The organism is Allobosea sp. R86505, assembly GCF_042466375.1.
GTDB lineage: Bacteria > Pseudomonadota > Alphaproteobacteria > Rhizobiales > Beijerinckiaceae > Allobosea.
Genome location: NZ_JAXHPY010000001.1, coordinates 4,957,977 through 4,967,424 on the forward strand (window position 1 = coordinate 4,957,977; position 9,448 = coordinate 4,967,424).

Annotated in this window: 13 protein-coding genes, 1 tRNA gene and 1 pseudogene; 7 read left to right on the forward strand and 8 right to left on the reverse strand. The window is 67.2% G+C overall.

Annotated elements, in window-relative coordinates:
* Window positions 1–18 precede the first annotated feature (18 nt).
* Window positions 19–384 carry a c-type cytochrome gene (locus tag SJY11_RS23925; RefSeq protein ID WP_376989203.1) on the forward strand — a complete coding sequence of 122 codons (366 nt, stop codon included), beginning with the start codon at window positions 19–21 and terminating at the stop codon, window positions 382–384.
* A gap of 25 nt (window positions 385–409) precedes the next feature.
* Here SJY11_RS23925 and SJY11_RS23930 read toward each other — a convergent pair whose 3' ends face one another.
* Together SJY11_RS23930 and SJY11_RS23935 are read right to left on the reverse strand one after the other, a co-directional pair.
* Window positions 410–955, reverse strand: a complete 546-nt coding sequence (locus tag SJY11_RS23930; protein WP_376989204.1) for a hypothetical protein — start codon at window positions 953–955, stop codon at window positions 410–412.
* 30 nt (window positions 956–985) lie between these two features.
* Window positions 986–1,219 (reverse strand): hypothetical protein, encoded by a 234-nt coding sequence (locus tag SJY11_RS23935; protein WP_376989205.1) that lies wholly within the window; start codon window positions 1,217–1,219, stop codon window positions 986–988.
* A gap of 130 nt (window positions 1,220–1,349) precedes the next feature.
* Here SJY11_RS23935 and SJY11_RS23940 point away from each other — a divergent pair, with 130 nt between their 5' ends.
* Window positions 1,350–2,015 carry an SOUL family heme-binding protein gene (locus tag SJY11_RS23940; protein ID WP_376989206.1) on the forward strand — a complete coding sequence of 222 codons (666 nt, stop codon included), beginning with the start codon at window positions 1,350–1,352 and terminating at the stop codon, window positions 2,013–2,015.
* A gap of 224 nt (window positions 2,016–2,239) precedes the next feature.
* On the opposite strand, the gene SJY11_RS23945 is transcribed toward SJY11_RS23940, so the two are convergent.
* The gene (locus tag SJY11_RS23945) at window positions 2,240–2,647 is read right to left on the reverse strand and encodes a hypothetical protein (RefSeq protein WP_376989207.1); all 408 of its coding nucleotides are present in this window, start codon (window positions 2,645–2,647) and stop codon (window positions 2,240–2,242) included.
* A gap of 137 nt (window positions 2,648–2,784) precedes the next feature.
* Window positions 2,785–3,003, reverse strand: coding sequence for a hypothetical protein (locus tag SJY11_RS23950; RefSeq protein ID WP_376989208.1), 219 nt, complete (start codon window positions 3,001–3,003; stop codon window positions 2,785–2,787).
* An 89-nt stretch (window positions 3,004–3,092) separates the two neighbouring features.
* On the opposite strand from SJY11_RS23950, the gene SJY11_RS23955 reads away from it, so the two are divergent.
* Entirely contained in the window at window positions 3,093–3,230 is a 138-nt protein-coding gene (locus SJY11_RS23955; protein WP_376989209.1) for a hypothetical protein, read from the forward strand.
* Window positions 3,231–3,300: 70 nt separating this feature from the next.
* Here SJY11_RS23955 and SJY11_RS23960 read toward each other — a convergent pair whose 3' ends face one another.
* Window positions 3,301–3,543, reverse strand: coding sequence for a hypothetical protein (locus SJY11_RS23960; RefSeq protein WP_326905667.1), 243 nt, complete (start codon window positions 3,541–3,543; stop codon window positions 3,301–3,303).
* 174 nt (window positions 3,544–3,717) lie between these two features.
* A complete protein-coding gene (locus SJY11_RS23965; protein WP_376989210.1) occupies window positions 3,718–4,650 on the reverse strand; it encodes a LysR family transcriptional regulator in 933 nt (310 codons plus the stop codon).
* Between the two features lie 82 nt (window positions 4,651–4,732).
* Between SJY11_RS23965 and SJY11_RS23970 the strand changes: the two genes are divergently transcribed.
* Window positions 4,733–5,392 carry a class I SAM-dependent methyltransferase gene (locus SJY11_RS23970; protein WP_376989211.1) on the forward strand — a complete coding sequence of 220 codons (660 nt, stop codon included), beginning with the start codon at window positions 4,733–4,735 and terminating at the stop codon, window positions 5,390–5,392.
* 122 nt (window positions 5,393–5,514) lie between these two features.
* Window positions 5,515–5,931, forward strand: a complete 417-nt coding sequence (locus tag SJY11_RS23975) for a hypothetical protein (protein ID WP_376989212.1) — start codon at window positions 5,515–5,517, stop codon at window positions 5,929–5,931.
* 71 nt (window positions 5,932–6,002) lie between these two features.
* Here the strand turns inward: SJY11_RS23975 and SJY11_RS23980 are convergent, their stop codons facing one another.
* Entirely contained in the window at window positions 6,003–6,851 is an 849-nt protein-coding gene (locus tag SJY11_RS23980; RefSeq protein WP_376989213.1) for a CPBP family intramembrane glutamic endopeptidase, read from the reverse strand.
* A pseudogene (locus tag SJY11_RS23985) lies at window positions 6,844–7,135 on the reverse strand (integrase core domain-containing protein); the annotation flags it as partial. The pseudogene SJY11_RS23985 and the gene SJY11_RS23980, both read right to left, overlap by 8 nt.
* 257 nt (window positions 7,136–7,392) lie before the next feature.
* On the opposite strand from SJY11_RS23985, the gene SJY11_RS23990 reads away from it, so the two are divergent.
* Window positions 7,393–7,469, forward strand: a tRNA-Arg gene (locus SJY11_RS23990).
* Between the two features lie 554 nt (window positions 7,470–8,023).
* Window positions 8,024–9,375 (forward strand): IS3-like element ISMex37 family transposase gene (locus SJY11_RS23995; RefSeq protein WP_376984341.1). Its coding sequence is split into 2 segments (ribosomal slippage): window positions 8,024–8,360 and window positions 8,360–9,375, totalling 1,353 coding nucleotides; the frame shifts between segments, so codons are not numbered across the junction.
* Window positions 9,376–9,448: the final 73 nt, after the last annotated feature.

Here is a 9,448-nt window from a genome sequence, read left to right on the forward strand (position 1 = left end):
AGCAGGAGCACCCCGACCATGCGCGCACATCCCACGAGCCGGTCGCATGTCCCGATCACCGCGCTGGCCCGCGGGGGGCTCGCGGCGCTCATCATGGGGCTGCTGGGCGCGGGCGGTGCCATGGCGCAGGCAACCGGCGATGCGCAGGCCGGCCGGGCGGTCGCCAGCGCGCTGTGCCTGCCCTGCCATGCGATCGACGGGGCGAGCCGCGACCCTGCCCGGGTGCCGCCCGATTTCGGCGCCGTCGCCGACATGCCCTCGCAGACGGCGCTGTCGCTGCGGGTCTTCCTGCAGACGCCCCATGGCAACATGCCGCGCTACCAGCTCACCCCCACCGAGACCGACGACGTCATCGCCTATGTGCTGAGCCTCAGGGCACGCTGAGGGAGACGGGCGCCGGCGGCACGCTCTAGCGCTCCGGCAACGGGGCGCGCTGCGCGCCGGCCTCCCCCATCAGGGCCTCGACCTCGTCGGCACTGACGCGCCCGGCTGCGGCGAGCCGGCGCGCGATGGCGTCATGGGCCGTTCGCATCGCCGGCTGGTAGAGGATGGCGGTGGCCGCGCGGGCGCAGCGCGCCCGCAGTAGGCCGGCATCGGGCGGCTGCAGCAGGGCGATGAAGGGCTGCATCTGGTCGAGATCGTCGCCATGCGAGCGCAGCTCGCCGGGATACCATTTCAGCCCCTCGGCGCCGTTCCAGTAGACCATCTCGCCGCATTGGCCGGCGGCGAGGATCGTGATCTCGACCTCGGCACGGCGCAGATCGCCGGCGCGGTCAGCCTGGAAGCCGCGGCGATAGGGTTCGAAGCAGGTTTCGCCGGAGACGCCCTGTGGCGGCCTGAGCCAGGCATGGGTGATGGCGCGGCGGTGATGCCAGCCGACGGCGATGTGCCCGGCCTCGTGAAAGGCGCAAGCCGCGCGCCGGATCGCAGGGGGAATGGCCTCGAGTTTCGGCATCGCGTGGGTCGTCGCCGGGCGCGGCCCGGCTCAGATCTGCGCGCGGCCGGCTTGCGTGATCGTGACGGTGCCGTTGGGCCCGTCCTCGAACCAGCCGAGCGCCTTGCCGTGCTCGTAGCTCGCCATGACCGCGGTGGTCTCCCAGCCATTCATCGCTGCGATCGAGAGCAGGTTGCCGGCCGCCAGCAACTCACCCGGCTCGGTCTCGAAATGGGCAAAGACGTCCAGCGCCAGCCGGGCCTTGTCCGCATCGCTCGTCGCCATCGCACCGTCTCCCGCCCGCGTCACGGGCAGGATGTCCGCGCCGCCGCTCAGAGGCAAGCCCGGCCGTGCCGGCTCGCACGCGACGTCATGACGGGCACCGGCCGGGCGGCGCCCATGCTAGGCTGCCCGAATGAGAGCCCCGTCGACCGGCGGGCGCCACGCCAGCGATGCGGACCAGGCCATGTGGACCTTCAAGACGCTGGCGCTCACGGGGCTCGGGCTCGTCGTCGGGCTCGCGGCGATCGCGGTGGGAATCTGGATCTATATGATGAGCACGATCGAGCAGCCCAAATACGCCTCGGTCAGGCAGGATGGCGCCATCGAGATCCGCGACTATCCCGCGCTGGTCGTGGCGGAGGTGACGCGGCGCGGCGACCGGCAGGCGGCGGTGCGCGCCGGCTTCTCCCCGCTCGCCGGCTACATCTTCGCCAAGAGCCGCGAGGGCGAGACCGTCAGCATGACCGCACCGGTCATCCAGACGCCGGCGCAGGCCGCCGAGCAGAGCTGGCTGATCCGCTTCGTGATGCCGTCGAAGTACACGCTCGAGACCCTGCCGAAGGCGGCGGGCGAGGATGTGCGCCTGCTGCAGCTGCCCGCCGCGCGGCGGGCCGCGGTCCGCTTCTCCGGCGTCGCGACGGACGCGCTGATCGCGGAAAACGAGGCCAGCCTGCGGGCCTGGCTGGCGAAAGCCGGGATCGCGATCCAGGGTGCGGCCACCTACGCCTATTACAACGACCCCTGGACGCCCGGCCCGCTGCGCCGCAACGAGGTGCTGTTCGAGGTGGCGGGGTCGTAGGGCGCAGCCTGGAAACACCGGCCCTCATCCTGAGGAGCCGCGCAGCGGCGTCTCGAAGGATGATTCAGGAGGCTCCGAACCACCTGGAGCATCCTTCGAGACGCGGGCTTCGCCCGCTCCTCAGGATGAGGGCTGAGGGGGGCTGCAACAGGCTCCCGTCGTGCCGGCGGCTAGGTCGGGATGGCGGTCCGGTCGTTTCGAAGGCGACAGGACCCAACCGGTCGTCAGCGTGTCCGGGGCACGGGTGGGCAGCGGTGATAGGCGATGTCGGCCTCGCCCAGGCGGCTGATCGTCAGCCGGCCGTCGCGGCCGAGCATCAGCGTGATCGCGTGGCGGCCTTTCAGGCGGCCGGCTCCGCCCTCCTCGACCCGCGCCATGGCGCGCCAGCCCTGCTTCAGGGGTTTCCAGTTCGGCGACGACCAGTGCGAGGCCGCGAAGACGACCTCCGTCGCGGTGATCTCGATCCGGAAATCGGCTGCGCCTTCGGCCGAGCAGTCGGAGGGCTCCAGCGCCCATGTTCCCAGGATCCCGTCCGGCAGCGGCTGGGCGCTCAGCCCCGTGCCCGCGGCGCAGAGCGCGACGAGGCCGGCCAGCGCGGCGCGCGCCGGGCGGCTAGAGCACGCTGATTTCACTCGGAAACAGACCGTCATTCCGGACAAGCGGCGCAGCCGCGCCGATCCGGAATCCATCGTAAGGCTCTGGAGCCCTCCGATGGATCCCGGGGCAAGCCCGGGATGACGACAGTGGTTCCGAGACAACTCAGCACGCTCTAGGCATCGGGCTCGGGGCGGCGGGGCTTCCTGCGCAGGCCGAGGCCAACCAGGACGAGGCCGATCGCCAGCGGCGGCAGGAACAGACGCAGCGCATCGCGCGACATATCCAGTCTGACGGTCCGGCAGCCGGCCGTGTTCATCTCGCAGCCGAAGCCGCTGAGCAGATACCACGCGATCAAGGTCATCAGGATCAGGGCGCCGCCGATGCCGATCAAAGCGCGTTTCATGGACCATCGCTACGATGCCCGTTAACGGTTTGCAATCGACCCCGGCCGACGCCGATGCCCCCCAGCGAAAGCCGCTCATGACCTCACGGCACACATGGCTCGTCCCGATCGGCGTCGTCCTGCTGCTGGCGACGCTTTCGGCCTCCTGCGGGCGCGAGCCTCCGCGCTGCCAGACGCATCGCGTCGCGGGCGGCGAGGTGACCGAATGCCAGTGAGGCCGGCCTGCCGCCGTCAGCCTTGCATCGCCGGTCAGTCCTGCATCGCCAGTCAGTCTTGCGGCGCCAGTCAGTCCTGCGTCGCCAGGAACCAGAAGGCGGTGAGGCCCGAGCCGACCGCACCATGGCCGGCGAAGATGCCGAGCATCACCAGGAAAAGCTGGGTCTGCTCGGCCTCGGCCGCCAGCAGGCCACCCACGAAGCCGATGTCGAAGGCGATGATCAGCAGATAGGTCGCGGCGCCCAGCAGCGCGCCCAGCGCCCCATGGAGAGGCACGGTCCGAAAACGGTCGGCATCGCGGCGATCCCGCATTGGCCCGCTCCCTCACCCGAGTCGTCTGCGTAACCGATCCGGGCGGCGCGTTGTTCCCCGGCATGCCGTGGCCGGGTGACGGTGAGGATGCAGGACGGCGCTGTTCCGGCGGGAACAACCCGCCGATCGCGGCGAGATCGGGACCATCGCCACGCCGAATACGTCCCGGATCCCTCATCCGGTCTTGTCCGCGTCTTCCGGTGTCTCGCCGGGATCGGCTCCCGACATGACCAGCCGGCGCAGTTCATCGGCGAGGATATCGTAGACCAGACGGATGCGGCGGCTGGTCTGCACCTCGCGATGCGTGACCAGCCAGAGCGGCACGGGCGTTCTCCTGAGGTCCGGCAGGAGCGCCACCAGGCCCGGTGTGCGCACCGCCGCGACATCGAGGACCACGCCGACCCCGAGCCCCCGGCGCGTCATCTCCCAGAGCGCCAACGCACTGTTGGAGACGACCCGGCACTGCTCCACCCCGAATGTCAGCCCCAGCATCTCCATATGGCTGACGAAGCGCTCGACCGGATCGAACGCCAGCAGCGTCGCGCCCCCGAGATCCGTGACGGACCGGGGCACGCCATGACGGGCGATCCAGCCCTCGGAGGCATAGAGATGCGCGGTCAACTCGCCGATGAGACGGCCGATCAGTTCAGGCTCCGTCGGGCGCACATGGCGAATCGCGATGTCGGCCTCCCGTCGCCGGAGATCGCTGAGCGCATCGGTCGCCGTCACGACAATGGTGATCTGGGGGACCTCCTCGCGCAGGCGCTCGACGATGTCCGGCATGACATGCGTCGCGATCGCATCGGTGACCGACAGGCTGACGCGGCCGGCAACATCCGATGACTGACCCGCAGCCGTCAGCGCAAACGCCTCGGCAGCCGCGGCCATCTGACGGGCATGCTCCAGCATGCCGGCCCCGCCCGCCGTCAGGACGAGCCGTTTGCCGACCCGCTCGAACAGGGTCACGGCGAGTTGCTCCTCGAGAGCCGCCACCTGCCGCGACAGGGTCGGCTGGCTCAGACCTAGTTGTCGTGACGCCGCCGACAATGACCCGGTCTCGGCCGTGGCGCGGAAGGCCCGCACCCAATTCCAATCGATGGCGCTCATGCACCACTGAATATCCGATCTTCGAAAACCGGCAAATCCAAATATCGCAACCTGTGCGATGAGAGGGGAGACGGAGCCCCCCATGCCGACCCGACCCGAGCCCCAGGACGATGTCGATGCCGGATTCTGGAACCGGACGGCGCGGACCTATTCCCACAGCGTGATCAAGGACCTCGCCGGGTATGAGCGCACCCTGTCCTCGACGAGGGACCTCGTCGGCGCCGCGGATCGGGTTCTGGAGCTCGGCTGCGGAACCGGCCAAACGGCGCTGCGGCTCGCGCCCTCGATCGGTCACATCACCGGAACGGACATTTCGAGCGAGATGATCGCGATTGCCAACGAGCGCAAGGCCGCGGCGGCCTGCCCGAACGCGATCTTCACGGTCACGGATGGACACAACGCGCCCTGGCCGGACCAGGCCTTCGATGCGGTGCTGGCGTTCAATCTCCTGCACCTGATCAGCGACCGGCCGCGCCTGTTCCAAACCGTCGGGCGGATCCTGAAACCGGGCGGCCATTTCATCACCAAGACGCCCTGCCTGTCGGAAATGAACGCCGTCATTCGCCTCGCCATTCCGCTGATGCGGCTCCTCGGCAAGGCGCCGTCCCTGTCGTTCTTCACTGCCGATGAGCTGGCGAGCGAGGTCGCCGCCGGCGGCTTCTCGATCATCGACCAAGCGCGCCATGGCTCGGGCCGCACGGATTTTCGCGTGTTCATGGCCGCACGGAAGGCGGAGCCATGAGCGCCGCCCGATCCGCTCGCCCGGCATCCGCACGCTCGTCCGTCGCTCGGGCAACGGGCGGCGCCATCCGACGAAGCATGATGTCGAACCCTGCCGATGACGACCGACGAGGACCCGCCCCGATGAGAACCATGCTGCCGGCCGCGACACTGATCCTGTGTTTGGGCGCCACGCCCCTCCTGGCCCAGAGTTGCGAAAGCAATTTCCGCGTCGAGGGCACGCCGATGCTCACGGCCCTGAATTTTCGGACCTCGCAGAGCTTCGCCGGCGTCGACAGGGACAGGGCGATCGACAATCTGCGGAGCGCGATGCTGGCCGAGGGCTTCATCCGCGTCGGTCTCGATCGATCCGCCGGGGCGCTGACGGCGTTTCAGGAGACCTCCGGGTCCGGCCGTCCGCAAACGCTTCGCGTTTCGGCGCGCAGGGCGGGCAAGGGCACCCGGGTCGATGCCGTCTTCATGATCCAGGCGGGACAGGTCGCCGATGCTGCGACCGTCCGCGGCTATCTGTGCCGGGTCGTCTCGGCTGCCAGAGACTGATCGCCCGCGATCCGGCCGACGCACAGCCGCCACAGCCGCGGCGCGCGCGCCCCGGGAACGGAAGCCTGCCCTCAACGTTTCCAAATGGGCGGCACGAGGTGCCTGCGGCGGGCAGCGATCATCAGCAGGATCACGCCGGTCGTGGTGCAGAAGACAAGTGCAAAGATCGACTGCTCCATCCCGAAGCTTCCGCCCGTCAGCAGGGTCGGCCCCTCGATGACGGCCTTCAGCAGACCCGGTTCGGCCGGCCCACCCGAGACAACGCCGGAATAGATACCCTCCTGGACAAAGTTCCAGCCCATGCAGAGCCAGAGGCGGCGGGTGACCATGTAGGCGGCCGACAGCAGAAGCCCCGCCTCGATGCTGATGTAGATGGCCCCGGTCATCGTGGCGGCGGGGTTCAACAGATGCAGGAAGCCGAACACGAAGGAGGAGGCGAGGATCCCGACCCAGCTGCCAAGGACAGACTCGACCGACCGGTGCAAGACGCCACGGAAGATCAGTTCTTCGAAGACCCCCGACTTGATCGCCAGTGCCACTGCGGGAAGAACGAAAGCCACGGGGTTGAGCCCCTCGACCCGGTAGTGGCCAAGCAGCATCAGGGCCACCGCACAGGCCGTGTAGAGCCCGACGCCGATGAACGCGCCGATGGCCCATTCGCGGCCGATGCCCGGCGTCGAAACCTCGGTCACCTCGCGGCGTTCGATCAGACGTCCGTAAGCTACGTAAAGGGCGATCGCAGCCAGCGCGAGGCCAAGCTGGACCACGATGCTCACGAAGGGCCGGTCATCAAATTGAGCAAGGCGCCCTTCGGCCCAGATCATGAATTGCAACAACGCTCCGCCAAGAACGATCAGGCGGAGCAGCGGATGAACAACGCGCAGCCACAGGGGCTGATCAGGGGCAGATGTGTCACTCATTATGGTCCTTGCCCTTACGCCTCTTTCGGGCGTCTGCGAAGGTGATCGCTTCCCCTGTCCCGTCCAAGCCCGAGGGTGGCCTGCCCGCCTTGAGGTAGACATCGGCGGGCGTCAGGCTGCCGAGGCTCTCGTGAGATCGGGCATGATTGTGATGCTCGACGGAGGCCGCGACTGCCGTTCCAGGTCACCGGGCAGATCGTCGTTTCGAGCAGGACGCGGATCTTCGGGGTCGGGTGTCAGCGCTCGATCCTGCCCCGTGTCTGAAGGTGATAGGGTGCGTCGCGCCCAGCAGCGCGCCGGGCACCACATGGAGAGGCACGGTCCGAAAACGATCGGCATCGCGGCGATCCGGCACCGGACCGACCCCTCACCCGAATCATCTGCGTGGTCGATCCGGGCGGCGAGTTGTTCCTGAGCACGCCACTCCAGCGGCGCACCCGACACGGCTCGAAGCTGTGACCCTTGCCTGAACGGCCCCCGCTCCGTCGCAATTCCCTCGTTGCCCCGCGCCGCACGATCGGCTATCCAGCGTGCACGGATTGCGCCCGTAGCTCAGCTGGATAGAGCGTTGCCCTCCGAAGGCAAAGGTCACACGTTCGAATCGTGTCGGGCGCGCCAATAATTTCAACGAGTTACGCGATGATTGGCCCACTGAGTATTTGATCAGGTAAGCAGTAGGTAAGCGGCGCGCGGCATTTCACCGCCCTTGAGGTCGCAATAACACCCTCCGCGGCCGCGTCGAGATTATTCGTTCGGCAATACGAGCTTCGCCGGCCATCCCACGCTGGGCTGCCAGAAAACTGATTCCGCACATTTCGGCTATGGGCCAAATCGCTGGATACTGATGTGCCAATGAACAAAGCCGCTCTCGCGGCAGGGCGCTGCGGCACGTTCATCGCTGAGATTTCGCATGTGGGTCGCTGCATCTAAGGATCTGGGGGTCGTTTCCCCTGATCCTCGGAGGTTTCCATGAACGATCGCGTCACCGTCAGTCCGCTGCGCCAGCGGATGCTTGAGGACATGCCCATCCGCCGGTTTCACCAGCGTCCTGTTTTGCGATCCTGCACAGCAATGAGTGCACCAGCAGTGTCCGCCTTCAGCGCTCTTGAGACAGTTTAGGGGTTTTCGGGAAGGGAGGATTTCTGGATCATCGCAGCCATTCAGGAGCGCAGATGAGACAGAAATCGGGGCCGGAGAAAGCACCGGCAGAGCAAGTCGTGAAGGATATTCGCCGAGCGACGCGGCGGCAGTTCTCGGCCGAAGAGAAGATCCGCATCGTGCTGGAGGGCGTGCGCGGCGAGGAGAGCATCGCGGAGCTGTGCCGGCGCGAGGGGATCGCCTCGTCGATGTATTACGGCTGGTCGAAGGAGTTCCTCGACGCCGGCAAGCGCCGTCTCGCCGGTGACACGGCCCGCGCCGCGACGTCAGACGAGGTGAAGGAACTGCGTCGCGAGGCGCAGGCCCTGAAGGAGGCTGTGGCCGATCTGACCCTGGAAAACCGCCTGCTTAAAAAAAGCATGCTCGCGGATGGGGAGGACGACATATGAGGTATCCCGCCTCCGAGAAGGCCGAGATCATCCGCCTGGTCGAGGGATCGCACCTGCCGGCGCGTCGCACCTTGGACAAGCTCGGCATCCCGCGCGCCACGTTCTATCGCTGGTACGATCGCTATCTCACCGGCGGGATCGAGGCGCTTGCCGATCATCGCTCGCGGTCGGATCGTGTCTGGAACCGGATTCCCGACCCGATCCGGGCCGAGATCATCGACCTGGCGCTGCGCGAAACGGAGCTGAGCCCACGCGAGCTGGCGGTGCGCTTCACCGACGAAAAACACTACTTTGTCTCGGAAGCATCGGTGTACCGGCTGCTGAAGGCGCATGATCTGATCACCAGCCCGGCTTACATCGTCATCAAGGCGGCGTCCGAGTTCAAGGACAAGACGACGGCGCCCAACCAGCTCTGGCAGACCGACTTCACCTACCTGAAGATCACGGGCTGGGGCTGGTATTATCTCTCGACAGTGCTCGACGACTTCTCCCGCTTCATCGTCGCCTGGAAGCTCTGCGCCACGATGCGGGCTGACGACGTCACCGCCACGCTCGATCTGGCTCTGGCGGCATCGGGGCTCGACCAGATCACGGTCGCTCATCGACCCAGGCTGTTGAGCGACAACGGCAGTTCCTACATCTCGGCCGACCTCGCCACCTGGCTCGACGGCAAGGGCATGAAACACGTTCGCGGCGCGCCCTATCACCCTCAGACACAGGGCAAGATCGAGCGCTGGCACCAGACCCTGAAGAACCGCATCCTGCTGGAAAACTACTATCTGCCCGGCGATCTCGAACGGCAGGTTGCCGCCTTCGTCGAGCATTACAACCATGCCCGCTACCACGAGAGCCTCGGCAACCTCACCCCGGCCGACGTCTACTTCGGCCGCGGGCAGGCCATCCTCACCGAACGCGAAAGGATCAAGCGCCAGACAATCCAGCGCAGACGCTTGCAGCATCAGCTGCAGGCCGCATAACCTCAAACCCAGATGAGCCAGAACCTCCGTTCCTGAGACGCCGCAACAGTCTCAAATCATCTGACGACGGACA

Coding starts and splice junctions, on each gene's coding strand:
- SJY11_RS23980 (WP_376989213.1), bottom strand. CDS start 6,851: ATGAGTGACACATCTGCCCCTGATCAGCCCCTGTGGCTGCGCGTTGTT.
- SJY11_RS23965 (WP_376989210.1), bottom strand. CDS start 4,650: ATGAGCGCCATCGATTGGAATTGGGTGCGGGCCTTCCGCGCCACGGCC.
- SJY11_RS23970 (WP_376989211.1), top strand. CDS start 4,733: ATGCCGACCCGACCCGAGCCCCAGGACGATGTCGATGCCGGATTCTGG.
- SJY11_RS23940 (WP_376989206.1), top strand. CDS start 1,350: ATGAGAGCCCCGTCGACCGGCGGGCGCCACGCCAGCGATGCGGACCAG.
- SJY11_RS23955 (WP_376989209.1), top strand. CDS start 3,093: ATGACCTCACGGCACACATGGCTCGTCCCGATCGGCGTCGTCCTGCTG.
- SJY11_RS23930 (WP_376989204.1), bottom strand. CDS start 955: ATGCCGAAACTCGAGGCCATTCCCCCTGCGATCCGGCGCGCGGCTTGC.
- SJY11_RS23975 (WP_376989212.1), top strand. CDS start 5,515: ATGAGAACCATGCTGCCGGCCGCGACACTGATCCTGTGTTTGGGCGCC.
- SJY11_RS23935 (WP_376989205.1), bottom strand. CDS start 1,219: ATGGCGACGAGCGATGCGGACAAGGCCCGGCTGGCGCTGGACGTCTTT.
- SJY11_RS23925 (WP_376989203.1), top strand. CDS start 19: ATGCGCGCACATCCCACGAGCCGGTCGCATGTCCCGATCACCGCGCTG.
- SJY11_RS23960 (WP_326905667.1), bottom strand. CDS start 3,543: ATGCGGGATCGCCGCGATGCCGACCGTTTTCGGACCGTGCCTCTCCAT.